At 58.5% G+C, this 25,943-nt stretch carries 17 protein-coding genes and 1 rRNA gene; 4 read left to right on the top strand and 14 right to left on the bottom strand.

Going from position 1 to position 25,943, the window contains the following annotated elements:
• Positions 1-49: 49 nt before the first annotated feature.
• The 10 genes from ACGHEN_RS03215 to uvrA all read right to left on the bottom strand — a co-directional run bounded on the left by ACGHEN_RS03215 (position 50) and on the right by uvrA (position 15,659).
• Positions 50-901, bottom strand: coding sequence for an acetylxylan esterase (locus tag ACGHEN_RS03215; RefSeq protein ID WP_118081942.1), 852 nt, complete (start codon positions 899-901; stop codon positions 50-52).
• Positions 894-1,871: an acetylxylan esterase gene (locus tag ACGHEN_RS03210; RefSeq protein WP_225093364.1), complete on the bottom strand. Its 978-nt coding sequence runs from the start codon at positions 1,869-1,871 to the stop codon at positions 894-896. Before ACGHEN_RS03210 ends, ACGHEN_RS03215 begins: the two co-directional genes overlap by 8 nt.
• Before the next feature lie 80 nt (positions 1,872-1,951).
• Positions 1,952-2,779, bottom strand: a complete 828-nt coding sequence (locus ACGHEN_RS03205) for an ABC transporter ATP-binding protein (protein WP_118081936.1) — start codon at positions 2,777-2,779, stop codon at positions 1,952-1,954.
• Entirely contained in the window at positions 2,780-4,795 is a 2,016-nt protein-coding gene (locus ACGHEN_RS03200) for a dipeptide/oligopeptide/nickel ABC transporter permease/ATP-binding protein (RefSeq protein ID WP_006236160.1), read from the bottom strand.
• Positions 4,796-4,798: 3 nt separating this feature from the next.
• Positions 4,799-5,755: an ABC transporter permease gene (locus ACGHEN_RS03195; protein WP_035138896.1), complete on the bottom strand. Its 957-nt coding sequence runs from the start codon at positions 5,753-5,755 to the stop codon at positions 4,799-4,801.
• 157 nt (positions 5,756-5,912) lie between these two features.
• Positions 5,913-7,526 (bottom strand): ABC transporter substrate-binding protein, encoded by a 1,614-nt coding sequence (locus ACGHEN_RS03190; protein ID WP_006236162.1) that lies wholly within the window; start codon positions 7,524-7,526, stop codon positions 5,913-5,915.
• 365 nt (positions 7,527-7,891) lie between these two features.
• Positions 7,892-9,832 carry an excinuclease ABC subunit UvrC gene (gene uvrC / locus ACGHEN_RS03185; protein ID WP_328291085.1) on the bottom strand — a complete coding sequence of 647 codons (1,941 nt, stop codon included), beginning with the start codon at positions 9,830-9,832 and terminating at the stop codon, positions 7,892-7,894.
• A gap of 6 nt (positions 9,833-9,838) precedes the next feature.
• Positions 9,839-12,142: a murein biosynthesis integral membrane protein MurJ gene (gene murJ, locus ACGHEN_RS03180; protein WP_233543073.1), complete on the bottom strand. Its 2,304-nt coding sequence runs from the start codon at positions 12,140-12,142 to the stop codon at positions 9,839-9,841.
• Positions 12,143-12,145: 3 nt separating this feature from the next.
• The gene (gene ybaK, locus ACGHEN_RS03175) at positions 12,146-12,646 is read right to left on the bottom strand and encodes a Cys-tRNA(Pro) deacylase (RefSeq protein ID WP_118081932.1); all 501 of its coding nucleotides are present in this window, start codon (positions 12,644-12,646) and stop codon (positions 12,146-12,148) included.
• Positions 12,647-12,782: 136 nt separating this feature from the next.
• The gene (gene uvrA / locus ACGHEN_RS03170) at positions 12,783-15,659 is read right to left on the bottom strand and encodes an excinuclease ABC subunit UvrA (protein ID WP_118081930.1); all 2,877 of its coding nucleotides are present in this window, start codon (positions 15,657-15,659) and stop codon (positions 12,783-12,785) included.
• A 193-nt stretch (positions 15,660-15,852) separates the two neighbouring features.
• Here uvrA and ACGHEN_RS03165 point away from each other — a divergent pair, with 193 nt between their 5' ends.
• The 4 genes from ACGHEN_RS03165 (at position 15,853) to ACGHEN_RS03150 (ending at position 21,975) form a co-directional block, all read left to right on the top strand.
• The gene (locus tag ACGHEN_RS03165) at positions 15,853-18,006 is read left to right on the top strand and encodes an LTA synthase family protein (protein WP_390397279.1); all 2,154 of its coding nucleotides are present in this window, start codon (positions 15,853-15,855) and stop codon (positions 18,004-18,006) included.
• 145 nt (positions 18,007-18,151) lie between these two features.
• Positions 18,152-18,982, top strand: a complete 831-nt coding sequence (locus ACGHEN_RS03160; RefSeq protein ID WP_250787734.1) for an Mrp/NBP35 family ATP-binding protein — start codon at positions 18,152-18,154, stop codon at positions 18,980-18,982.
• Positions 18,983-20,254: an NAD(P)/FAD-dependent oxidoreductase gene (locus ACGHEN_RS03155; protein WP_390397277.1), complete on the top strand. Its 1,272-nt coding sequence runs from the start codon at positions 18,983-18,985 to the stop codon at positions 20,252-20,254. It abuts the gene before it with no gap.
• Positions 20,255-20,334: 80 nt separating this feature from the next.
• Positions 20,335-21,975, top strand: coding sequence for an NAD(P)/FAD-dependent oxidoreductase (locus tag ACGHEN_RS03150; protein WP_118081921.1), 1,641 nt, complete (start codon positions 20,335-20,337; stop codon positions 21,973-21,975).
• 65 nt (positions 21,976-22,040) lie between these two features.
• Here ACGHEN_RS03150 and uvrB read toward each other — a convergent pair whose 3' ends face one another.
• The 4 genes from uvrB to rrf form a co-directional block, all read right to left on the bottom strand.
• On the bottom strand, positions 22,041-24,281 hold the full coding sequence (gene uvrB / locus ACGHEN_RS03145) for an excinuclease ABC subunit UvrB (RefSeq protein WP_118081919.1): 2,241 nt from the start codon (positions 24,279-24,281) through the stop codon (positions 22,041-22,043).
• A 51-nt stretch (positions 24,282-24,332) separates the two neighbouring features.
• Positions 24,333-24,914, bottom strand: a complete 582-nt coding sequence (locus ACGHEN_RS03140; RefSeq protein ID WP_118081917.1) for a lytic transglycosylase domain-containing protein — start codon at positions 24,912-24,914, stop codon at positions 24,333-24,335.
• The gene (gene coaE, locus ACGHEN_RS03135) at positions 24,907-25,548 is read right to left on the bottom strand and encodes a dephospho-CoA kinase (RefSeq protein WP_118081915.1); all 642 of its coding nucleotides are present in this window, start codon (positions 25,546-25,548) and stop codon (positions 24,907-24,909) included. The genes ACGHEN_RS03140 and coaE overlap by 8 nt, the downstream gene beginning before the upstream one ends.
• Before the next feature lie 192 nt (positions 25,549-25,740).
• Positions 25,741-25,856, bottom strand: a 5S ribosomal RNA gene (gene rrf / locus ACGHEN_RS03130).
• Between the last annotated feature and the right edge of the window lie 87 nt (positions 25,857-25,943).

The following is a 25,943-nucleotide window of genomic DNA, read 5'->3' as shown; positions in this document are numbered from 1 at the left end:
TGGCGGGCAGCCCTATGCCGCCCACTCTTGTTGGCGGTGTCCAGGCCGTCTAGGCCAAAGAACACGAATAGAACGTTTGGTTAAAGAAGTCGACGACTTCGTTTTCGAACGCATTGATGCGCTCGTGAGCGTATTTGGCATAGATGATATGTCTCCGGTCACACTCAAGACCGTTGAATACGGCAAACTGGCCCTTGGGATCACTCACGGTATCCATGAGCGATGTGCCCATGAGCACCGAGCCACGAACCCGAGGCGACAGCGTCTCGAGACCGCTGGGAAGCGGATTGGCAAGCGCCGTGCAGGCAAGGCCCCGCTCGTCCAGAGCAGAAACCGCCAGCGCGACACCGCCGCCAAGGCCCTCGCCCCATGCAAAGATGCGGTCGGGATCCATGCCATCAAGGTTGCGCGCAACCTTCGCCAACGCGCAGCCCCAACGGACACGCTCGACAAAAGCAGGCGAGGTAATCCCCTGCTGCAGATCGCTGGATCCAATAGTCTCATCGTCCAGCGCAAGCACGGCATATCCCATGGCGGCAAACCGCGTCATGTGATGCCATCCCCGCACGGGTCGGTCGATGTCATGGAACATCAGGCACAGCGGAACAAGCTCGGATCTTCGGGCGCAACCAGAGGGCTCAATCAAACGGCCGTGCACGACATACCCGCCGAGCTCAAAGGAAACCTCGGAGTAGCGCGCGCACGGATTGGCGAAATCAATCGCCGTAACGGTCAGCCCGCAAACCTCAAGGTCCGAAGCGGCTGTCTCCAACTCGGAAACATCCGCAGAAGCATCGCCGCGCCAATCCCGGAAATCAGAGAGCCTTGACGAAACCGTCCCAGCAATTCCCGCAAGCTCTGGGACAATCAGCTCATCGATATTGCTCTCGCACTTAGACATGAGCCTCCCCTCCCTTGCAGAAAAATGGAATGATCAGATCGTCAAAATCCTGAATCTCCTCGTGACCGAAGCCTTCAAAGAACTCATGACGCTTTTCACAGGTCAGGTTGTTGTAGACTGCAAACTGCGTCGCCGGAGGACAGACGATATCGGCTGTGCCCGTGCCAAACAGCACGGGGCATTTGACTATGGGGGCAAAGTTCTTGGAATCGAAGTACGCCAGCTTGGCATAGGCCTCGTCAATACGAGTCGAGTCCTCGTCAAACCAGCGAGACCAATAGCGCAGACCCTCGTAGGCAATGTCGTCGGCATCCAAATCCCAGACCAGGCGGAAATCCGACAGGAAGGGATAGAGGATGGCGGCGCGATTGATAAGCTCGCTGTTAAGCGCACAGGTCGCAATGCCCAAACCGCCGCCCTGCGATGCGCCGTTCACAAATACACGGGCAAGATCGATGCCCTCGAGCTCACGAACAATACGGCAAAGAATGCGGATATCTTGGTGCAAGCGGACATAGTAGAGGTTGGCCGGGTCGCCGTCGATACCGGCGACGATATGGCCCGCGACCGTCGTGCCCTCAAATCCACCAATGTCCTCGGAGGGACCTCCTTGGCCGGGGCAGTCGAGGGCGATGAGTGCCATGCCCATGCCCGCAAACGACGCCTGCTCAAACCAGCTGCGGCTTGCACCCGGATACCCATGGAACTGAAGTACCAATGGCACGGGCTCGTCCGAGACAGGTTTAAGGTACTTGGCGTGCAGGCGAGCGCCGCACATGCCGGTATACCAGAGATCGAAAAGCTGGCAGGTCACGGCATCGGTGACCGATGCCGCCTCGATCGCATAGTCAAGCCCGACGGCGTCAGCCTCGGCCATGCGATCCTTCCAAAAGAGATCGAAATCTGATGGACGGGACATAGCGCCTCGATATTCACCAAATTGATGTTGTAGCTCCTGAGCACTTGGCATGGCTCGTGAACCCAACCTTTCGAAATCGCAACGGAGGTGCGCCCGGCAAGGGAACCGGGCGCACGGGAGGGAAAGCGAAGTTACTCGCCGAGCTTGGGATGCAGCAGCGACGGCGCAGCGCCGAGCAGCATCTTAGTGTAGGGGTCTCGAGGATGCTGGAAAACCTGCTTGGCCTCGCCCTGCTCGACGATCTTGCCGCCATTCATGACGATGATGTCGTCGGAAATATAGCGGACCGTCTGGATGTCATGGCTGATGAACACCATAGCCAGGCCGAGTTCCTTCTTAAGGTCGGTCAGCAGGTTGAGAATCTGCGCGCGGACCGAAACGTCCAGAGCCGAGGTGGGCTCGTCGGCGATGATGGCATCGGGGTTCAGCGACAGGGCACGGGCAATTGCGACGCGCTGGCGCTGGCCGCCCGAAAGCTGGCCGGGAAGAACCTCGGCGGCGGAGGAGGGCAGACCGGTGAGCTCCAAGAGCTCCTTGACGCGCTTCTCCTGCTCGGCCTCGGTACCCAGGTTGTGGACGCGCATGGGGTCGAGCAGTTGCTCGCGAACGACCATGCGAGGGTTGAGCGCCGTGGCCGGGTTCTGGAACACGACCGAGATGACGCGACCCATGTGGCGACGGTCCTCGGCGGTACGCTTGGTGACGTCCTTGCCCTTAAAGTAGACCTTGCCGCTCGTGGGGGCCTGCAGGCCGCACATGACGTTAGCCGTGGTGGACTTTCCGCAACCGGACTCGCCGACGATGCCGATGGTCTGTCCGGGCATGAGCTTAATCGTTACACCCTGGACGGCGTGAACCAGGTTGGGGTGCAGAATCGAGCCGGTACGGGTCCTAAAGGTGACGTGGACGTCATCAAGGAAGATGATCGGCTCGACGCCGTTGACTGCGGTCTCGCTCATCTACATCACCTCCGCGTGAGGGGTCAAACCATTTGCCTTGAGCACCTCGTCGGGGAGCTCGGAATAGAAGTGCTCGGTGCCGGGCACGCGCTTGAAGACCGGACGGGTGTCCAGGCCAATGCGCGGATGGCTCGAGCGGGGCGCGAAGCGATCGCCCTTGGGGAAATCGCGCGGGCTCGGAACGGCGCCGGGCACCTGGTGCAGGCGGCCCGAACCGCTCTCGATGGACAGGACGGAACCCAGAAGGCCGCGGGTGTACTCGTGAATCGGGTTGGTGAGCAGCTCCTTGGTGGGCGCCTGCTCAATAACCTGGCCGGCGTACATAACCGTGATGTTGTGGGCGACCTCGGCGACCAGCGCCAGGTCGTGCGAAACGAAGATCATGGCAAAGCCGAGCTTGGCCTGAAGGTCGTTGAGCAGCTTGATGACCTGCTTCTGGACCGTAACGTCCAGAGCGGTCGTGGGCTCGTCGCAGATAACCAGCTTGGGGTCGCGGGTAAGGGCCATAGCGATCAGAACGCGCTGACGCTGACCACCGGAAAGCTCGTGCGGATAGCTCTCGAGCGTACGCTTGGGGTCGAGGCCCACGAGCTCCAGGAGTTCCTCGGCGCTACGGGTGCCGCCGCGCTTGGTGAGCTGCTTCATCTGGGCAGAGATGAGCATGGAGGGGTTGAGCGAGGACAGGGCGTCCTGATAGACCATGGCGATATCGGTACCGCGCAGGCCGAACCACTCCTTCTTGCTCATCTTGAGCAGGTCGCGGCCCTCCCAGAGAACCTCGCCGGAAAGATGCTCGTCATCGTCGGTCAGGCCCATGATGGCCAGCGTGGTGATGGACTTACCGCAGCCGGACTCGCCTACCAGGCCCATGGTCTGGCCGGGACGGACGTCAAAGTTAACGTGGTCGACGACGTTGATATCACCGTGGTGCTCAAACTGGATGCAGAAATCGCGGACCGAAAGGATCGGCTCAACGGACTCATCGGGCACATGGCGGTCGTTACGCTTGAGCTCGACATCGCGCAGTGCGCCAAGACGGGCGGACAGGGACTGAGCCTGCTCCTTGTAGGCACGAACGGGGTCGGAAACCAGCAGGTCGGCCTCGCGGCGCTTGGAGGAATCGGTCGGATCCAGGGCGGCGGAGGGAGCAGCGGCCATGGCGTCGGTAATGCCCTCGGAGAGGATGTTGAGCGCCAGGCAGGTGATCATGATGGCCAGGCCCGGGAACAGTGCCTGCCACCAACGGCCAGCGAGCACGCCACCGCGTGCGTCGGCGAGAATGTTGCCCCAGGTAGCGGTGGGCTCCTGGATGCCGGCGCCGATGAAGGTCAGCGAGGCCTCGAAGATAATGGCGTCGGCGACCAGGGTAACGGTGAAGACCATAATCGGAGCGATGCAGTTACGCAGAACATGCTTGATCAGAATCCACGGAGCCTTGGCGCCGGACACGATGACCGCGCGGACATAGTCCTCACCGTACTCGGACACGATGTTGGCGCGCACGATACGGGCGATCTGCGGGGTGTACATAAAGCCGATCGCAAAGATGATCGACGGCACGGAATTGCCCAGGATGGAAACGAAAACGGCTGCGAGGGCGATACCCGGGATGGACATGATGATGTCCAGGATACGCATGATCGCCTCAGAGATAGACTTGCGCGAAACCGCTGCAAGAGCGCCGACAACGGAACCACAGACCAAAGCCATGGCGGTAGCACCAAAGCCGATAATCAGCGAGTAACGTCCGCCGTAGAGCATGCGCGACAGAATGTCGCGACCCTTATCGTCGGTACCGAAGATAAATCCGTTGCCGGGAGCCTGGCGAGCCGTAAAGATCTCGACCGGGCTATAGGGGGCAAGAAGGGGCGCCAAAATCGCAGTCAGGGCGACCAGCACCAGCACGACGGCGGCAATCTTAGAAGACAGCGTCATCTTCTTCCAGCCACCGAGCTTGAGCCCCTTGGAGGCAGCCTTCTCGAGCTGCTCGGTTTGCTTCTCTCGAATCTTTACCATAATCTACACCGTCCTGATGCGCGGGTTGATGAGCAGGTAGAGCATGTCAACCACGATGTTGATGATGATGAAGGCAAGAGCAACGACGATAACGACGCCCTGAACCAGGTTCGCCTCGTTGCCCTGAACGCCCTGCAGAATCGCAGTGCCCATGCCGGGGAGGTTGAAGATAACCTCGATGACGACGGCGCCGCCCATGAGGTAGCCGATCTTAAGACCGAGGGTGGTGACCGGGGTGATCAGCGCATTGCGAAGAACGTTGATGCCGACGACGACCTTCTCGGGAACGCCGGCGCCACGAGCCATACGGACATAGTCCTTGTCGAGCTCCTCGACCATGGCGGTACGCACGATACGAGTCATCTGGCCCGTCAGCGGAAATGCCAAGGCGATAGCGGGCATGATCATACGTCCCAGATAGCCAACCGGATTCGTGGTGAAGTGAGGCAGAGCACCCGATGCCGGGAGCACCTTAAGGTAGGAAGAGAACAGCAGGATCAACAGAACGGCAAGCCAGAACGACGGGGTTGCCAAGCCGGCGATGGAAAAGACGCGGATCACTTGGTCCGGCCATTTGTCGCGATACAGTGCCGCGATGACGCCGAGCAAAAACGAAACGACCGCACCGATGGCAAGACCGATGAAGGTCAGCTGCATCGTGACGGGCAGGGCCGTGGAGATGCGCTTGGCAACGGAGTTGCGGGCAGCGCCGTAGGTACCCATGTCGCCATGAATCAAATCGCCCATATAGCGCACGTAGCGCACAGGCCAGGGGTCGTCCAGACCATACTTCTCATGGTACTCGGCAACCGCCTCGGGCGAGGCACCGTCACCCAACGCCGTGTAGGCGGGGTCGGTCTTGGAGAACGACATAAGGAAGAACACCAGGACGGTGACGCCCAATGCCATGATCGGCAGCGCCACAAGACGCCTTCCAATCAAACGTAGCAAGTTGTTCACGTTCTCTCCCCTTTCTTTTGTCGGTAGGACCAACTGGTATATGAGTACGGATACTCATTACAAGACCCGAGCGACATCGTTGCCGCCCGGGTCTTTGTTTCAACTATGAGGATACGGTCCCAACGGCCGACATCCTGCATACAGACTCAAGCGAGTCTTACGCCTTGACGGTCGCAACGCCCCTGAAGGACATGCTCGTCGTGCCGATGCCCTTGAAGCCGTCGAGAGCCTCGCCGTTGGGCGCGGTGGACGGATCGTCCCAGGAAGCGGAGACGGTCTTGACGTGGACAACGGGGTACAGAACGGCGTTGTCGGCGATGATGTCGAAGCACTCGTTCCACTTCTTCTGCTGCTCGTCGCCCTCGGCGGCAAGAGCCTCGTCCATGAGACCGTGAAGCTTCTGCCACTCAGCGGACTCCTTCCACGGGCAACGGGTCTGCATCCAGACGTTGTCGCCATACCACCAGTTGAGCAGCAGGTCGGGGTCAGCGCCGAAGCAGGAAGGATCGCCAGGGGCAAGGAGGATATCGTAGGCCTCGCCGCCGTCGATGGCAGCGTAGGTGGCCGGCGAGGTATCGGTCTGGATGGTCACCTCAAAGCCGAGAGCGTCGAGGTCGTTCTTGACCTGGGCGGCCATGCCCTTGATCTGCTCGTTGTCGGTGGTGCGCAGGGTGATGGCACCCGGGGTGATGCCGGACTCCTCGATGAGCTTCTTAGCCTTCTTGGCGTCGGTCTTGTACACCGTGGAAGCCTCATGATAATTGGTGAAGCTCTTGGGCAGGTAGCAGCTGGCAGCGGTGGCAAGGCCGGCAAAGGTGTTGCTGACCATCTTCTCGGTGTCGAGCGCATACATGACAGCCTGACGGACCTTGACGTTGTTCCAAGGCTCCTTGGCGACGTTGAACATGATGAAGCGGGTGCCGAAACCCTGAACGTTATCGATCTTGCAGCCGGCGCTCTCGAGCTGGTCGACGGCGTCAGCGGTAACGAGCTCCATAACGAGCGTGGAGCCCTCCTGCTGAGCGGTAACGCGAGCGGTGGGGTCGGTCAGGATGCTGTACTGGATCTTCTTATCCTCGGCAGCATACTCACCGTTGTACTCGGGGTTGGGAACCAGGGTGATCTCGGTATCGGAGATAGAGTCGTACATCCAGGGGCCGGAGCCGATCGGCTGCTTGGCGCGATCCTCCTCGGTCTGGGTGGCCGGGGTAACGCGGATGATGGCAAGACGATCCTTGAGCAGAGAGAAGTTGGGGACCTTGGTCTTGACCGTCACGGTGCTGGCGTCCTTAGCCTCGATGGACTCGAAGGGCTGGAAGAACGGAGCATAGGTAGCGGAAGCGGCGCAAGCGGTGTAGGAGGCAACGACATCGTCAGCGGTGACCTCGGTGCCATCGGAGAACTTGGCGCCCTTGCGGATGGTAACCTCGAAAGTGGTGTCGTCCACAGACTTGGGGTCGTCGGTGGCGAGCTCGTTGAAGGTGCTGTAGTCGTGGTAATCGATGCCGTAGAGGCCCTCGACGACGTGCCAGTTAGCACCCAGGCCCACAGCGGAGCCGGTGCTGGCGGGGTCGAAGCTGGACGGAGCGTAAGCGGAACCAGCGGTGATCACGCCGCCGCCACGGTTGGCGGAATCGGTGGAACCGGAAGCGGAACCCTCGTCGCTAGAGCTGCCACCGCAGCCGGTGAGACCAAGGCCGGCGACAGCAGCGACGCTGCCGGTGAGGCCGAGGAACGAACGCCTGGACATACCCTTGTTGATGATGGCCATGTCTTCTCCTATCAATAGAGAATCTTACCCGGGAGCACCTAGACTTGCCCCCGCGCAACTTGCGGACGATATATACCTTACCTACCGACAAACCCAACTTGGGTGCCGCGCTCGGCGACCGATACATACATACGCTTGAACGGTATTTACTACCGTTCACCGAATTCATTGACAAACGATTCGACAGACAGTATGTATCGACGAGGTGAGATATCAGTCTTCGTCAACCCGCAGGATAGCAGGGTTATTCACCATGGCTAGTCAAACGTTTTAGCGTTAATAAAACCCGAAATCAGCAGGTAATCGCCGCGAAATAAATGATTGAAAATCAGCCAATCATGTATATCAGTTGTTTAGAAGCGCGTTTAGTTTTCGGAACGGCTGGCCGATGCTTGGGCGCGCTCGGCATTCCATGCAACAAGTGCCTCGTGGACCGCTTTGGCGACATCGGCCGGAACGCCTCGAACTTCCGCAATCTCCTGCTCGCTTGCCGCGCGCAAACGCTTCATCGAGCCAAAATGGCGCATAATGGCACGTTTTCTGGTGGGTCCCACGCCCGGAACGTCGTCAAGCACCGAAACCGTCATAGCCTTATCGCGCAACTCGCGATGGAACGTAATCGCAAATCGGTGGGATTCATCGCGAACCTGCTTGATCAGATAAAGCGAAGCGGAGCCGGTCGGCAGCACGACGGGGGTCTCGTCCCACGGCACGAAAACTTCCTCATCGGCCTTTGCCAAGCCACAAACTGGTATATCGAGGCCAAGCGCCTCAAGTTGCTTAATTGCAGCGGTCAATTGCGGTTTGCCGCCATCGACAACGAGCAAATCGGGGCGCGAGCCAAAGCGCTCGTCCGCCATGCGCTCGGGAGCATAGCGACGCCCCAGAACCTCGGACATCGATACGAAGTCGTTCGCCTCGTCCAATTCGGCCTGAATTTTAAAGCGACGATACTGGCCCTTGTCGGCACGGCCGTTGGTAAATACCACCATCGAAGCGACGGTAAAGGTGCCGTGCAACGTCGAGATATCGAAGCACTCGATGCGCAACGGCGGCGCAGGCAGCGCCAGCGCGCTTTCGAGCTCCAGGAGCGCCTGATTAGTGCGATCGTCAGCATACCCCGTGCGCATCATGTAGCGCATGAGGGCATGGCGCGCATTTTTGGAAGCCATATCGAGCAGGCGGTGCTTTTCGCCGCGCTGCGGCCTATGGAGATGGCAAGAGCGTTCGCGCTTGCCCGCAAGCCACTCCCCCAACGCTTCGGCGTCCTCAAGCTCGACAGAGAGATTGATCTCGGCTGGAATATCAGCCGTCTCGTCGTAATAGCGCTTAAGAAAGCCCGATTGAAGCTCTTCCTCGTCGACATCCAGGCCTTTATCGAGGATGAACTCACAAGTTCGAACCGTTCGGCCCTCGCGAACGACAAAGACACAGGCGGCAGAGATAGTCTCTTCGCGATAGAAGCCGATGACGTCGATATCGACGCTCGATGGAAAAACGACCTGTTGGCGATCGTCCAGGCCCCTAATGACTTCCAGGCGACGCTTGACGCGCGCCGCACGCTCAAAATCGAGCGTCTCGGCTGCCTCCGTCATCTCGGACGTAAGCTCGTCAACGACATCCTTGCGATGGCCCGACAAGAAACGTTCGACACGTTTGACGTTCTTGGCATAGTCGGCAGGGGAAATCGCGCCGATGCATGCGCCCGGCCCGCGCCCGACATGGTAGTCAAAGCAGGGACGCCCGTTTTGCGCGCAAATCATATTGACGATGTCTTCTTCGCCCTTATGAGATTCGACGATGCGGCGGCAGCGGCGCCATTCCGCACAGGATGCCGAGCAAATAGGAATAACCTTGCGTAGCGTATCGATGGTCTCACGCGCCGCACGGCTATCGGTATAGGGGCCAAAATAGCGCGTTCCCGGTTTATGACGCTCTCGCGTGTATTTAATAGCCGGAAACAAGTCGCTCTTGGTAATGGCGATAAAGGGATAGCTTTTATCGTCTTTGAGATCGACGTTAAAGTACGGATGGTACTGGCCAATCAGATTGCGCTCGAGCACCAATGCCTCGTGCTCGGTCTCCACCACGATATAGTCGAAGCTCGCCACCAGCTGCATCATGAGCGGGATCTTTTGACGCTCGTCCTGCAGCGTCACGTATTGACGCATACGGGCACGCAGGTTTTTTGCCTTGCCCACATAGATGACATCACCCTTGGCATCTTTCCAAAGGTAGCAGCCGGGTTGCGTGGGAACGCGCGAAACCTGCTCGGCAAGTGTTGGAATGTTGTCGTGACCTGCCACGCGCACCTACTTGCGACGAAGCAGCGCCGAGACCTCGGGCATCTTAAAGACGAAGGCAAGACCAAAAGTTACAGCGAGCGAGACGACGCCTGCAACACAAACGTAGCCCAGGGTAATGAGGATCGAGCTGCCAAGCGCTCCGACAAAGTGCTCAAGTGCCCACATGACGCCGGCGCCCGCGGCAGCGCCCAAGCCACCGAACAGTAGGCCGAAGAAACCGCCATGCAGGATAGACTTGACCTGAAGGCCATGCAGACGACGGCGCAGCCACCACAGTGAGCATCCGACCAAGACCACGTAGTCAACGACGTACGAAAGCGCAATTGCCGGCATACCGTAGCCCAGCACCACGCCAAACAGCAGCACAGAACCGGCCTGGCCGATAGCGGAGTACAGGCAATAGCGGCTATAAGGTTTCATATCGAGCAGGGCCGAGAAGCTCTTCTGCATCAGCACGACCACGCCGTAGAGCGGCAGGGAAAGTGCCAGATAGATAAGGAACTCCGACACCAGCGCCACACCGGATTCATCGAACTTGCCGGCGCAGTAGATCATGTTGAGCGGACGGGCGAAGACGATCAGATACATCGCAAACGGAATCAGGAAGAAGAGCATCTGGGCGACACCGCGCGAAATGCCCGTGCGGACGCTGTCGTAATCCTTCTCCTGCGCATCGTGAGAGAGTTCGGTATAGAGTGCCGTCGAAAGCGAGGCGGCGATCAGCGCATAGGGCAATGTGTACCACAGGCGCGCATATGCGATGACGGAAGGGCCGGTCTCGGGCTGCACCACCAGCGCGGCGGCATTGGTAATGGAGGTCGAGACAAACATGCACACCGTGGCGAGCAGCGTCGGGATACCAAGCGCGATCGTCTGTCGCAGCGCGGGATCCTTAAAGTCGATATGGATATGAGGATGCACGCCATGCTTGCCAAGCGCGGGAATCTGGCAGGCCATCTGGACAAAGACGCCGAGGGTCGTACCAACTGCGATCAAGATAATACCGGCCTGCTCGCCAAATTGTGCAGACACGGGAGCAAAGCCCATAAAGCTGGCGATGACGATGACATTGTTGAGAACCGGGGCAAACGTCGACCAGAAATAGTCGCGGTGTGCGTTGAGAACGCCCGAGAACACCGAGCCCAAGCCATAAAACAGAATTTGAATAGCAAAGAAGCGGAACATGAACGCAGCGGTATCCATGCTGCCGCCATCGCCCGAAAGGAACGACTGCGTCCAAATAAAGCCGGGAGCAAACACGGTGCCCAGCAGCGAGATACCGCCCAGCAGCAGAAGCAGAATACCAAGCAGGTTGCCGACATACTCGTTCGATGCCTCGCGACCCTGCTCGCGCCTCACACCCATATACACCGGCAAAAACGCCGTAACGAGCATGCCGCCCATCACGAGCTCGTAGAGCATGTTGGGCAGGTTGTTGGCAACCTGATAGGAGGACGAGAGCAGCGACATACCGATGGCGGCCGCCATGGCCCACGTGCGGATAAACCCGGTGACACGCGACACGATGGTCAGCACGGTCATAAGGCCAGCAGAACGACCAACCGTGGAGTAGTCCGACGAACCCATATCGTCTACGTCGTCCTGAGAGTCCTCATAAACCTCATCTTGTGGCGGCAAATCGTCCACGACGGCAAAGGAGCCGGTCATCGCAAAGGGATCGTCAACCAAAACGGCGTCATCAGCAGGTGCGGCGTCATCGCTGTTCGGCATGTTGTTACCGGATACGGCATCATCATCGAATATGGCATGGTCGCCAAACACCGTGTCAACTTCATTGGCGGCGACGGTTCGGGCAGAAAACGACAGAGGGTCCCAGTCGTCATCACCGTCGATGGCCACGCCCTCGACGGGATCGGTCGAACCAAGCGGCGACCATTCGTCATCCGAAAGAAGCGGTTCGCCATCATCATGAGCCGTGGGCTTGGCGGAATGAGCGGCAGGAGCGCTCTGCGGTGTGCTCTTTCCCTGGGCTGCCATCAAAAACACCGCCGTCTCATCGGGACGCGGCTCACGAGGAGCCTCGGAGGCGATCGGCATCACGCTGGCGCTCGATTGAGCGGCGGCCAAAAAGACAGCCGTCTCATCGGGACGAGCCGAAGAAAGAACCGTACGGGGAAGTGCCGTGCCGGCACCGGCGGCACGCAAGTACACGGCCGTCTCGCCCGGGTCAGCGGCAGCGGACCAGGCGTTTCGAATCTCGTTATCGAACGAAGCGGCCTCGGGCGCGGGCGTCTGAGGAGCCGACCCTTTTGCAAAGTGAGCTCCGCGCTTTGATTCTTCCTGCGGCATCGCTCAGTCCTCTCTCGTGATCGGGGCAACCGTCGCCCCGCAAAATGCAACTAAGTCATCGGGAGCAAGCTCAAGCTGATAGCCGCGCTTGCCACCCGAGATAAAAATGGTATCCCAAAGGACGCATGTCTCATCGATCAGAGTCCGGAAGCGTTTTTTCATACCGACCGGACTGCAACCGCCGCGGACATACCCCGTCGCGGCAAGCAAATCTTTGACATGCATCATGGTCAGCGACTTTTCGCCTGCGGCGCGCGCGGCGGCCTTGAGGTCGAGCTCGTCGGCAACGGGAATGCAGCACACGACATGGTCGTTGGACGGCGTCGTGCAGACCAGGGTCTTAAATCCCTGACCGGGCTCCTCGCCAAGCTGCTCGGAAATCGCGACGCCCAGCCCCGACGATTCGTCGTCATCGTCTTCGTACGTATGGAGAACATAGGGGATGCCGGCGCTTTCCAGCTCACGCATGGCGTTGGTCTTTGGCGTCTTCACGGCCTTCGGCATGGCATATCCTTTCCCTCATATAAGAACGCAATTTTTAAGTATATGTCCATTTGCGCGGCATACGCTATCTCGACAAAGAGAGCGCCACCGAATCGCAAGGAATCGGCGGCGCTCATGTTTCAAAAACACCTATGTATTAGGCATCGAGTTGCGCTTGACGCTCCTTATCGCGTTTGAGCAACGGCGCCAAGAACTTGCCGGTATAGCTCTGCGGGCATGCCGCAACCTGCTCTGGCGTACCCGAGACCACGACAGTTCCGCCACCGTTGCCACCCTCGGGACCCATATCGATCAGACGGTCGGCGACCTTGATGACATCGAGGTTGTGCTCGATCACCAACACCGTATTGCCCGCATCGACTAGACGCTGCAACACATCAAGTAACTGGCGAACGTCCTCAAAATGAAGACCGGTCGTAGGCTCGTCCAAAATATAGAACGTCTTACCCGTCTGACGGCGATGAAGCTCCTTGGCGAGCTTTACGCGCTGCGCCTCACCACCCGAGAGCGTCGTGGCGGGCTGGCCCAAGCTCACATAACCTAGGCCGACGTCATACAGGGTTTGAAGCTTTCGCTTGATCTGCGGAATATTCCCAAAGAAAGCCAGTGCCTCGGCCACGCTCATGTCAAGTACGTCCGAGATAGTCTTGCCACGATAGGTAACCTCGAGCGTCTCGCGGTTATAGCGCTTGCCGCCACAAGCCTCGCAGGGAACATAAATATCGGGAAGAAAGTGCATCTCAATCTTGATCTGGCCGTCGCCCTTGCACGCCTCGCAGCGTCCGCCGCTCACATTAAAGGAGAAGCGTCCCGGCGAGTAGCCACGCGCCTTCGACTCCGGCGTGCTCGCAAACAGCGCGCGCAGATCATCCCACAGGCCAATATAGGTCGCAGGGTTCGAACGCGGCGTGCGACCGATCGGCGACTGGTCAATGTCGATCACCTTATCGATGCACTCGATGCCCTCAATCTTCTTGTACGGACCCACGGGACGCGTCGAACGGTGGATGGCATTCGTAAGCGCGGGCGCAATCGTATCGGTGACCAGGGAGCTCTTGCCCGATCCCGAAACACCGGTAACGACTGTGAGCGTACCGAACTCAATCTTGGCGGTAACGTTTTTGAGGTTGTTGGCGCGGGCGCCCGTGATCTTAAGGCAGCCGCGGCCGGGCTTGCGGCGCTCGTCTGGCACGCGGATCATCCGCTTGCCGGTCAAATAAGCACCCGTCATGGAATCGGGGCACGCCATGATATCGGCAGGCGTTCCCGCGGCGACCACGTGCCCGCCGTTGACGCCCGCGCCTGGCCCCATATCGATCACATAGTCGGCAGCGCGAATCGTGTCCTCATCGTGTTCAACGACGATAACGGTGTTGCCGATATCGCGCAGGCGCTCGAGTGTCTTAATCAGCCGCTCGTTGTCGCGCTGGTGAAGACCAATCGAAGGCTCGTCCAGAATATAGAGAACGCCCATGAGGCCCGCACCGATCTGCGTAGCCAGGCGAATGCGCTGCGCCTCACCGCCGGAAAGCGTCGCCGAAGCACGATCGAGCGTCAGATAATCAAGGCCGACATCAACCAGAAAACGCAAGCGTTCCAGGATTTCCTTGACGATACGACCGCCGATGAATTGTTGACGCTCGGTGAGCTCAAGGTCCTCAAAAAACTCGAGCGACTCGCGGCACGACAGGCAACAAACCTCATAAATGGACTTGCCGCCCACGGTGACGGCGAGCATCTCGGGGCGCAGGCGAGCACCATGGCAGCTCGAACACGGCTCCTCGCGAATGTACTTCTCCAGGCGCGCCTTAGTGTTCTCGTTGGTCGTCTCGGTATAGCGCTCGTACAGGATATTGCGCACGCCCGAAAACTTGGTGTCCCACTGGCTGCGACGACCGTCGAGCTTTTGATAGTCCACCGAAATCTTCTTGTCGCCCATGCCATCCAAAAATGCACGGCGCACTCGCGGAGGTAGGTCTTCCCACGGTGTATCCGCGCTCACCTTAAAGTGCTTACAGACCGCGGCGAAGATCTGGGGGTAGTAGTTCGAATTGCCGAACAGGCTTCCAAAGACCCCATCGGCAATCGACTTCGACGGGTCCTCAATCAGCGCCTCGGCATCGACCGTTTTCTTAAAGCCCAGACCATCGCACTCGGGACACGCACCATAGGGCGCGTTGAACGAAAAGTCGCGGGGTTGTAGGTCGTCGATGGAGTGCCCGTGCTCCGGGCACGCCAGAGCCAACGAATACTCCAGCAGCTCGCCCTCGGTTCCCTCGGGAGCATCGCGATCGGGCAGCATGTACACGTTCACATTGCCGTGTGCCAAGGCAGTCGCCTGTTCAACCGACTCGGCGATACGGCCCAGAGAGTTTTCCCGAATCACGATGCGGTCGACTACGACCTCGATATCGTGCTTGAACTTTTTGTCCAGATCGATGGGGTCGTCGAGCGAGCGTACTTCGCCGTCGACACGCACGCGGCTAAAGCCCTCAGCCCGAAGATCCTCGAACAATTTTGCGTACTCGCCTTTGCGCCCGCGCACCACCGGTGCCAGCACAAACGCACGACGACCCTCTCCCGCTGCCAGGACCTTATCGGCGACCTGGTCGGTGGTCTGGCGTTCGATAACGCGACCGCACTCGGGGCAGTGTGGCGTGCCCACGCGTGCAAAAAGCAAGCGAAGGTAGTCATAAATCTCAGTTACAGTACCCACCGTCGAGCGCGGATTCTTGGACGTCGTCTTCTGATCGATCGAGACGGCCGGCGAAAGGCCGTCGATCGAGTCTAGATCGGGCTTGTCCATCTGGCCTAAAAACTGGCGCGCATAACTCGACAGGCTTTCCACGTAGCGACGCTGACCCTCGGCATAGATCGTGTCAAACGCCAGCGAGCTCTTGCCCGAGCCCGAAAGACCGGTAATGACCACGAGCTCGTCGCGCGGGATGGAAACATCGATATTGCGCAGGTTGTGTTCGCGCGCACCACGGATAACGATAGAAGAATCAGACATGGAAGCTCCTTGCCTCCTATAACCTCAAATCACACTGTCGATGAGTTTAACGCACTCAACGCGCACAGATGTTCGTAATACAAGATTCGCAGACCTTTTGCTTTGCGTGTCGGGTGCTTTGTTTCTCGAAATGCCGTGGAAAGGTTAGAGTAATCTAAAACTGAACTTAATTTGCTGTAACAGAGGAACGTCCATGACCGAAGATATCCCCCTTGAAATCACTTCGAGTGGCATGGCCAATCTGCCCATATTCATCGCCGTCCTTATCGTGGCCGCCGTCGTCGTGCGCGTGTATTTTTCAATCAGACACAACGAAAAACCGCCCATTGCCCGCGTCTTTTGGTGCGCGATGCTCCTCATCCCGCTCGGCATGGTAGCTGCATGGATTACGAATCAATTGCTCGTAAATGAGGACTGTTCCCTATGGGTCCTTTCTTATTCGGCGCTCGGTGCTGCCGCCGTCATACTTCTTGTCGAGCCCTTGGTTTCGGGACTTATCGACCAAACCGATCTTGCGACGGGAACGGTTGCCTGTATTTGCCGCGACATCCTTGTCGTCGCCGCTGTTTCAGCGCTCTCGTTCGTTTCACTCGAAATTGCCTGCAACGAAACGTTCTATCGCATTCCCGCCAACTCATTCGGGTTTTCCGTTGGGCTGCTCGCGACGGTTCTGCTCTCCCTTTATTTGCTGGGACAGCGTCATGGAGGCGTCATGGCCCTCGTGCCCGTCGTCTGTTGCACCCTTGGCATTGCCGAGCACTTCGTCATAACGTTTAAAGGCGAGGCCATCCTGCCGAGCGACATTTTGGCATTGGGCACCGCAATGGAAGTAAGTGAGGGATATGAGTTCACCTTCACTGCAGGAATCGTAACCTCACTCGCCCTGCTGGAGATTTCCCTGGGGCTTCTTTCGCTTATCCGACCGCGAAAGCTCCGTACGCCCGCCCATGTCTTCCCCGCAATCGCCGCTAACCTCTGCGCTTTTCTGCTAGTGACCGTTGTGGGGCTCTTGGGCTTTTCCAACATCGACTTGGAGCAGTCGCTGGATTTTGGATTTGACCGTTGGCAGCCCATCACCACGTATGCGTCTCAGGGTTTTATCACTTCGTTCACCGAAATGGTCAACGAGTTGCCCATTGAAAAGCCCGAAGACTATACGCCCGATGAGGCGCAGAGCATCGAACGGGAGCTCGCCGCCGCCTACGACAGCACGTATGGCTCGAGCGAGCAGCGCGCGGCGGCCGTTGCCCAGTTCAATGAAATCAAGCCGACGATTGTTGCCGTCATGAACGAGAGTTTTAGCGACCTTTCGTGCTTTGAGCAGCTCCAGGCGGCCGGGTACACCGGTCCCGCATTCTACAACTCGCTTCCCGACACACTTGTTCGCGGCACCATGCTCGCTTCGGTCACCGGTGGCGGAACGGCGAACTCCGAATTCGAATTTTTGACCGGAGCGACAACGGCCTTTGTCGGATTAGGCAAAATCCCCTATCAGCTGTATCAGATGAATAGTGTCAACAGCCTGGCAAAGGACCTTAAAGAGCTTGGGTATACCACTACCGCTATGCACCCGCAAAACCCCGTCAACTACCATCGAGATAAAATCTATCAGCAGCTGGGTTTTGGAGACTTTCTTTCAATCGGCGATTTCGAAGGTGCGCCCTATTACCATGCCGGCGTATGCGACTACGCCACCTACGACAAGATACTCGACCTGCTCAGAACCGACGAAGCCCCGCAGTTCATCTTTGACGTCACGATGCAAAATCACGGCGGCTACGACTATGGCACCGTTCCCGCCGAAGAGCTGACAAACTATTGGGTCGAGGGAGCCAGCGAGGGCGCCAATAGCGCGCTCAATACCTATCTCACCTGCATCAATGCATCCGACCGGGACCTCGAGTACTTTATCAATGAGCTCCGCAATATCGGCAGACCGGTTGTTCTTGTCTTTTTTGGCGACCATCAGCCGAGCGCCGCAACGACTCTCAACGACGAGCTGTACCCTCAGGAAGATACGGCAAGCCACGCTTTCCGTATCTATCAGTCGACCTATTTCGTCTGGGCCAACTATGAAATCGCCGGCAATACCGAGCTCAACGTCTACGACACCGTCGGGGCAAACGAGATTGCAGCTATTACCCTTAATAAGATCGGCGCCCCGCTCACTGACTATCAAAAGGCCCTGCTTGCAACAAGGTCAGATGTGCCCACCATCAATGTCGCCGGCTATATTGGTGCCGACGGGCTGCGCTACGACTTGGAATCTGAAGACAGCCCATACGCCTCGACGATCGACAAGCTGCAGCGCATGCAATACCTCGAGTTCGCCAGCAAAGTTCAGTAAGCCCGCCCATTCGCTTGGACCCATCGTATTGCAAGCACGCTCGGCCCAAATGCATCGCAAATGACTCCCGCTCGCAAACGAGGGTACAATGACGCTCGTGTCACACCGCGGGGCTCCGGCCCCAACATATACAAAGGAGTCATACATGGGTTGCGAGCACGCACAAGCAGCCGGCGGACAATCAACGCCGTCGCAATTTGAAGAGAATACGCTGTCGGAGGTCAAGCGCGTTATCGCTGTGCTTTCCGGCAAGGGAGGCGTCGGCAAGTCGTTTGTGACGGGCGCCATCGCAACCGAGCTCGCCCGCCGCGGCAACAAGGTTGGCATTCTCGACGCCGACATCACCGGCCCCTCCATCCCCAAAATGTTCGGCATGAGCGGACGCCATGTCCATGCCCTCGGCAACCTCATGCTGCCCGAGATCTCCGAGCACGGCGTCAAGGTCATGAGCTCCAACCTGTTGCTCCAAAACGAAACCGATCCCGTCCTTTGGCGTGGCCCGGTTATCGCGGGCGCCATCAGGCAATTCTGGAGCGAGACCTCGTGGGGCCCCATCGACTACCTGCTGGTCGATATGCCTCCGGGAACGGGTGACGTCGCGCTCACCGTTTTCCAATCGCTGCCCGTCGATGGCATCGTCATCGTCACGAGCCCGCAAGACTTGGTCTCGATGATCGTCGCCAAGGCAGTCAACATGGCCGAGAAGATGAACGTCCCTATTCTGGGCATTGTCGAGAACATGAGCTATATCGAGTGCCCCGACTGCGGCAAGAAGATCGAGGTCTTTGGTAAGAGCAAGCTCCCCGAAGTCGCCGAGCGCTACAACCTCGACATCTTGGGTCAGCTTCCCATCAATCCGTCACTCGCCGAGGCCTGCGATAAGGGTGAAGTCGAGACCGCACTGCCCGATGACATGCTGCCCAAGGCCGTCTCCGCCGTTGAGGCCATCGCCCCGCACAAGACAGACGAGGCCTAAGTGAACGCAAGCGCCTTCTATGACGTCTTGGTGATCGGCGGCGGGGCCTCGGGCCTCGCCGCCGCCATTACGGCGGCGCGTGTCGACAAAAGGGTCTGCGTCGTCGAGCGCGACGTCGCCTGCGGTCTCAAGCTGCTCGCAACCGGAAACGGCCGCTGCAACCTCTCAAACGAATCCATCGACATTCGGCGATATAACCGCCCCGCCTTTGTCGAATCCATCATGGGCCCCCAACCCGAGCAAGATCTCGAGAGTTTTTTCTCCTCGCTGGGCATCATGACGATCCGTGAGGAAGGCCGCCTATACCCGCGCTCCCTTCGCGCCGAGTCGGTTCGCGATGCACTCCTCAATGCATGCGAGCGTTTGGGCATCACCCTACTCTGCGGAACTAACGTCATTGCGGCTCATAAGGCTTCCGAAGGCTGGACGCTTCAGATCGACCGTCCCGCTCATGTACTCAAACCCAAAAAGCACGGCGACCGAAAGACGGAGCTCCGTTCGCTTCGAAAGGCGTTAGCCGATATTCCTCGCACGAGCGATGCCCTGCAGGCAAGGGCCGTGGTTATCGCTACGGGCGGCAACCCCACCGGCATCGCCGAGGTGTTTAGCCTTCCCTTGACGCCCCTGCGCCCCGTCCTGTGCCCCGTATCGGCATCAGTCGTCGGCGACCGGACGGCACTCGGAACTCTGGATGGTCTGCGCGTCCGAGCCCGCTTAACGCTCTCGCGCAGCCACGAAGAGCTCTGGCGAGAAGATGGCGAAGTGCTGTTCCGTGCCTTCGGCATCTCAGGCGTCGCCGCCTTCAATCTCTCTCGCCGTATCAACCAGGGCGACACTGTTCTGATCGACTTCTTTCCAGATTTCTCCAAAGATGAGCTGCTCGATACGCTCGAGCAGCGTGTCAACGTGCTCGGCGATTTTTCGCCCCGAAACTCCCACTGGCTTGACGGCATGCTCGCCCCGCAGCTCTCACACGTCGTCTGTACGGCATTCGAGCGGTGCCATCCCGGCTCGCGCGATGTCATCCACCTGGTCTCAATCCTCAAGCACTTTAAACTGTCCGTCGAAGGGACGGCAGAGGAGCGCTCAGCACAGGTCACGCGTGGCGGCATATCTATCGAGTGCGTCTCGACACCCAATCTTTACGTGAACAGCACCACAGGCGCCCCGCTTTACGTCTGCGGAGAAGCGCTCGACATCGACGCCGATTGCGGAGGCTTTAACCTTGCGTGGGCCTGGATCTCGGGTATTCGCGCTGCAAGCAGCCTGTAGCCGCGCAGTCTATAATCAAAAACGCATTCGGGCCGTCTGGGATACCGGACGGCCTCTTTCTTGCCTCTAAGGAGACCTCGATGATCGAAATCACCCAAGTCAACGCGACGCTCGATGAGGCCGGCGACGAAAACGCCTGCCTTGCTATTGGCAGACGCGCCGTCAAACGAGCCCTGCGATGCGAGGATTCCCAGATTAAAGCCATTGAGCTCCATCGCAAGTCAATCGACGCCCGTAAAAAGCGAGATGTTCATTTTATTTTGAGCTTTCGAGTTGAGCTGACAAGCTCCCGACTCGAACAGGAAGTGGTCGACCGCGTCGCCGAGCGCAACCGCTCGCGCATCCGCATGGTTGACGGCGAGGCTCCTTCATTCCCCAACCCCGTCCCGAATGCACCCAAGGGGCGTCCCGTCGTTGTCGGCGCCGGTTGCGCCGGTCTCTTCGCCGCCCTGACCCTTGCCGAAGCGGGCCTTAAACCCCTGCTCATCGAGCGCGGCGACCCGGCATTTCGCCGCTCACATGCGATCGACCTCTTTCTAAAGGAGCGCATCCTCGACCCCGAGAGCAATATCCAGTTTGGTCTGGGCGGCGCGGGGACCTTCTCGGACGGCAAGCTCAATACGGGAACCAAAAATCCCGCCCATCGCCTTATCCTCGAGACCTTCGTCGAAGCGGGCGCTCCCCGCGATATTCTATGGGATGCAAAACCGCATATTGGCTCCGACATCCTCCCCGCCGTCGTTACCAGCATCTCCCAGCGCATTGAACAGCTCGGAGGAACCGTTCGCTATCGAACGAAACTCGTTGACATTCACACTGACACATCTGGCGCCATTGTCGGTATCGACATCCAGTCGTCCCACGACGCGACAAGCGAGTCAATCAACACAAAGCATCTCATCCTTGCTTGCGGTCATTCTGCCCGCGACGTATTCGAGGTTCTCAAAACCCATGATGTCGCCCTCGCTCAAAAGACGTTTGCCATGGGCGTTCGCATCGAACACCCGCAGTGTGATATCGATCGGGCGCAATATGGCCCCGCGGCGGGTCATCCCGCGCTCGGAGCAGCCCCCTATAAGCTCGTTACCCATCTTCCCAACGGCCGCAGCGTATTCTCATTCTGCATGTGTCCTGGCGGACAGGTTGTCGCAGCCTCTTCAGAGCCCGGCCATCTGTGCGTCAACGGCGCCAGTCTCAACGCCCGCGCCGGCCGCAACGCAAACGCCGCTCTCCTCGTTAACGTCACGCCCGACGATCTCCCCAGCGACGATCCTCTTGCAGGCGTAGAACTCCAGCGCATTTGCGAGCGGGCTGCCTATCGCCTTGGCGGCTCCAACTGGAACGCACCGGCACAGCTCGTCGGCGATTTCCTTGCAGAACGCGCCAGCACGACATGCGGCAAGGTAAAGCCCACCTATCCGCTCGGCGTGACTTGGACAGCAATCGATGAGTCATTGCCGCAACATATCATCGAGTCGCTTCGTCTGGGAATTCCCTTACTCGGCAAAAAACTGCGTGGCTACGACCATCCCGATGCCGTCCTCACCGGTGTTGAGACACGCTCGAGCTCTCCGGTCACCGTTACTCGAGACCGTCAATGCCACGCTGTATCGACCCCGGGGCTCTACCCTTGCGGCGAGGGGGCCGGATATGCCGGAGGAATCATGAGCGCAGCTACCGATGGCATCCGTTGCGCCGAAGCCCTGATCGCAGACCTCTAGCGCACGAATTCCAGCACGCAAAAGACACAGGCCCCGAGCTCCACAGGGAACTCGGGGCCTGTTCGCTATTTCTTAAACCGTGCACCCTGGCGTTTTCTGCCCGATGCGAACGTGGAACCCTTGCGGGCCTGCGAACGTAAGCGCTCGATCGTCTCGTCCTCAGACGCACCCTCGAGCATCGCCCGAATCTGAACGACAGCATCGCGCAGGCGCGCCGCCTCCTCAAAGTCCATGGCGGCAGAAGCGTTGCGCATATCCTCTTCCATGGTTTCGACGATCCGCACAAGCTCGTCATGCGGCAGTTCTTCCAACTGCTCCGCAAGTGTCTGCTCGGGTGCCACCGTTTCCGGCACGCCGCCCTCGCCCGACTCATCGGGCGTATAGAATGCGCCATGGCCAAGGGAGTCGCCCTTCGAGCGCCCCTTGGAACCCACAGTCTTTTCGGCCTCGGCAATAAAGCTCGAAATGTCGTTAATGGCCTTGCGGACCGTCTTGGGCACAATGCCATGCTCTTCGTTATATGCCATCTGAATCTCGCGACGGCGCTGCGTCTCCTCGATGGCTTCTTTCATCGAATCGGTCACAACGTCTGCATACATGATGACCTCGCCGTCGGCATTACGGGCCGCACGGCCAATCGTCTGAATCAACGAACGGCGATTGCGCAAGAAGCCTTCCTTGTCAGCGTCGAGAATTGCCACCAGCGAGACCTCGGGGAGATCCAGACCCTCGCGGAGCAGGTTGATGCCAACGAGAACATCAATCTTTCCCTCGCGCAGCGTTCGCAGGATCTCGACACGGTCCATCGTCGCTGTATCGGAGTGCATGTAGTTGACCTTAATGCCGGCATCGAGCAGGTGATCGGTCAGATCCTCGGCCATGCGCTTGGTCAGCGTGGTCACCAGCACGCGCTCCTTACGGGCCACGCGCTCGCGAATCTCGTCCTCAAGATCGTCAATCTGGCCTCGGACCGGACGAACGTCGATTTTGGGATCGAGCAGGCCGGTCGGTCGAATGATCTGTTCAACATCGTTTTGACTCACACGCAACTCATAGTCGCCTGGCGTGGCCGAGACGTAAATGAACTGCGGAATCCTCGCCTCAAACTCATCGAAACGAAGCGGGCGGTTATCGAGCGCCGACGGAAGACGAAAACCATGCTCAACAAGCGTAACTTTGCGCGAACGGTCGCCTTCGTGCATACCGCGAATCTGCGGCACCGTCACATGGCTCTCGTCGATGATGCAAAGCATATCCTTGGGGAAGTAGTCAATCAAGGTAAACGGCGGTTCACCCGGCTTACGTCCATCCAGATGGCGCGAGTAGTTTTCGATGCCGTTGCAAAAGCCCATCGTCTCGAGCATCTCGAGGTCATAATCGGTCCGCTGCTGCAGACGTTGCGCCTCGAGCAACTTGTCGGTCGCCTTGAGCTCCGCCACGCGCTTCTCGCACTCTTCGCTGATTGATTTCAGGGCCGCCTTGACCTTTGGCTTCTCGGTCACGTAGTGCGAAGCCGGCCACACGGGAATCGCTTCGTACTCACGTAGCATTTCGCCGGTGACCTCATCGATCTCGGCAATCAGCTCGACCTCGTCGCCAAAGAACTCAAAGCGCAACGGATGCTCGGCATAGGGCGGATATACGTCGACAACATCGCCGCGCACGCGGAAGGTGCCACGTGCCAGGTCATAGTCATTGCGGTCGTATTGAATGTCAATGAGCGCATGGATGAAGTCGTCGCGCTCGAGCGGCACCTTCTTATCGACGTTCGGCGCCAGGCCCGCATAGTCCTCGGGAGAACCGATGCCATAGATGCACGAGACCGATGCGACGACAATCACATCCCGTCGAGAAAGCAGCGATGCCGTCGCCTGATGGCGCAGCATCTCGACCTCCTCGTTAATCGAGGAGTCTTTCTCGATATACGTATCACTCTGCGGTACATATGCCTCGGGCTGATAGTAGTCGTAGTACGAGACGAAGTAGACCACGGCGTTGTTGGGAAAGAATTCTTTGAGCTCGCTCGCGAGCTGGGCGGCGAGGGTTTTGTTGGGGGCCATGACCAGCGTTGGCTTACCGAGAGCTTCGATGGTCTTGGCCATGGTAAAGGTCTTGCCCGAGCCGGTTACGCCCAGCAAAACCTGATAGCGGTCTCCGTCCCTCACACCCTGCACAAGCGACTCAATGGCCTTTGGCTGGGAACCTGCAGGCTCATAGGGAGACACGACCTCAAACGGCACCTCAGAGCCCTCAACGCCAAAGCGTTTGAGCTCTCCGCCAACACGCTCAACTTCAAAATCCGCCATGGATACTCCTAACTCATACATCTGCAGTATACGCAGGCGGCAGGCATAGTCCTATACGAACCGGTCGGGATAGAGGGTCTTATAGCGAACCCAGGCATTATTGACACGAATCAAATAAGCTTGCGTCTCGGGGAAGGTAATCGCGTTATGGAGCGATGTGTTTTGCTGCGCCCACCCATCGACATTGCCCATTCCGGCATTGTAAGCAGCAATAGCGCTATCCGTCGAGCCATTGAAATATGTCAGCAGGTACGAGAGATATGCGCACCCAAATTCAATATTCGAAGCGGGGTCATTCAGGTTATCGGCAGAATACTCGTCCCCGTCGACAAGGCCCTTGGCGATCATATCCTGAGCGGTTTCGGGCATAAGTTGCATGAGACCTTGGGCGCCCTGGTTTGATTCCGCCTCGGGATCCCAGTTTGATTCCGACTTGATGACGGCACATACCAGATACGGATCGAGATTATGCGAAATGCTGGACTGCTTTACATACGCCTCATAGTCAATCGGATAGAACGGTTTAAAGAAAGCGGCGGGAGCACACGAGTAAACGAGCGAGATAAGGCCAAAGACGAAAACGACAGTCAGGGGCACAAGGCGATACCACGTAAAGAAGCGCGTCTTAGGCATCTGTCGTCCCCTTATCCGTAGCGTCCATAAGGCCATGGCGGGCAAGCCATGCGTCCAGTTGTACAAAGAGCGAGCTATCGCCCGCCGCGTTATCAATCACGGTAGTGGCTAGACTGCAAAGCGAAGACTCATCGGGCTGGCAAGCACAGCGAGCATCAAAATCGGATGCCTCCATACCACGGTGAATAGCGCGTTCGCGACGGACCTCCAAAGGAGCGCTAACAACCATAATTTCATCCGCAAGGCCAAAGGCGTCCTCAAAGCCAGCTGGAGCAGATACTTCGACCGCCGCAAAGGGATAGCGAGGAGTCGAAACCGTACAGCAGACAGGATCGAGAATCCTCAGCGAAAGCTGCTCAATGAGAACGGGGTGCACAATGCTATTGAGCCTTGCAACCGCATCAGGAGAGGCAAAAGCTCGAGAAGCGAGGATGTTACTTCGAACGCCGCCCTCCTCGTCCAAAATATCCCAGCCAAACTCTTCAGCAAGAGCATTGACGATATCCGACCCCGGCACGTACAGCGATTTGGCAAGAACGTCTAAATCGATAAGCAGGGCTCCGCGAGATTCCAGATAGCGGCAGGCAGTCGATTTACCCGAAGCAATATTGCCCAAAACAAAAACGGTAAACATCAAGCCCTCCCTAACGTCAATGCGAGATATTATCGCGCAAATACAAAGCGACAGTTCAAAAAACAGCCAAACAGTAAGAGAGTCAAAAGAAGGGCCCGTTCACAAGGGACAGCTTGTATATAACGCAAAAAAGGGGGAGGCCGCGAGGCCTCCCCCTTCTACATTCCCAATGGCGGCTCGGTGCCGTCCACCGGTCAGCGGCGCCCTGGCCTCCCACGGGCTGACCCCGCAGTACTCTCGGCGCGATGGGGCTTAGCTTCCGGGTTCGGAACGGGACCGGGCGTGCCCCCCATGCTCTGGCCGCTGACCGGTGGGCGGCACCCACCGTATCTTCGGTGTCCGGGTGTCTCATACACGTGCCCTGGGGGCCGCATGGCGTATAGGGGGGAGTGACT

The sequence above is a fragment of the Collinsella sp. i06-0019-1H4 genome (assembly GCF_042849575.1).
Classification (GTDB): domain Bacteria; phylum Actinomycetota; class Coriobacteriia; order Coriobacteriales; family Coriobacteriaceae; genus Collinsella.
The sequence above is the reverse complement of the archived record's forward strand: the minus strand, read 5'-3'. Positions and strand labels throughout refer to the sequence as shown.

What these genes read in the sequence shown, in the direction of transcription:
- ACGHEN_RS03215 (WP_118081942.1), bottom strand. Translation starts at nt 901, where the DNA reads ATGTCTAAGTGCGAGAGCAATATCGATGAGCTGATTGTCCCAGAGCTT.
- ACGHEN_RS03210 (WP_225093364.1), bottom strand. Translation starts at nt 1,871, where the DNA reads ATGCCAAGTGCTCAGGAGCTACAACATCAATTTGGTGAATATCGAGGC.
- ACGHEN_RS03205 (WP_118081936.1), bottom strand. Translation starts at nt 2,779, where the DNA reads ATGAGCGAGACCGCAGTCAACGGCGTCGAGCCGATCATCTTCCTTGAT.
- ACGHEN_RS03200 (WP_006236160.1), bottom strand. Translation starts at nt 4,795, where the DNA reads ATGGTAAAGATTCGAGAGAAGCAAACCGAGCAGCTCGAGAAGGCTGCC.
- ACGHEN_RS03190 (WP_006236162.1), bottom strand. Translation starts at nt 7,526, where the DNA reads ATGGCCATCATCAACAAGGGTATGTCCAGGCGTTCGTTCCTCGGCCTC.
- murJ (WP_233543073.1), bottom strand. Translation starts at nt 12,142, where the DNA reads ATGCCGCAGGAAGAATCAAAGCGCGGAGCTCACTTTGCAAAAGGGTCG.
- ybaK (WP_118081932.1), bottom strand. Translation starts at nt 12,646, where the DNA reads ATGCCGAAGGCCGTGAAGACGCCAAAGACCAACGCCATGCGTGAGCTG.
- uvrA (WP_118081930.1), bottom strand. Translation starts at nt 15,659, where the DNA reads ATGTCTGATTCTTCTATCGTTATCCGTGGTGCGCGCGAACACAACCTG.
- ACGHEN_RS03165 (WP_390397279.1), top strand. Translation starts at nt 15,853, where the DNA reads ATGACCGAAGATATCCCCCTTGAAATCACTTCGAGTGGCATGGCCAAT.
- ACGHEN_RS03160 (WP_250787734.1), top strand. Translation starts at nt 18,152, where the DNA reads ATGGGTTGCGAGCACGCACAAGCAGCCGGCGGACAATCAACGCCGTCG.
- ACGHEN_RS03150 (WP_118081921.1), top strand. Translation starts at nt 20,335, where the DNA reads ATGATCGAAATCACCCAAGTCAACGCGACGCTCGATGAGGCCGGCGAC.
- uvrB (WP_118081919.1), bottom strand. Translation starts at nt 24,281, where the DNA reads ATGGCGGATTTTGAAGTTGAGCGTGTTGGCGGAGAGCTCAAACGCTTT.
- ACGHEN_RS03140 (WP_118081917.1), bottom strand. Translation starts at nt 24,914, where the DNA reads ATGCCTAAGACGCGCTTCTTTACGTGGTATCGCCTTGTGCCCCTGACT.
- coaE (WP_118081915.1), bottom strand. Translation starts at nt 25,548, where the DNA reads ATGTTTACCGTTTTTGTTTTGGGCAATATTGCTTCGGGTAAATCGACT.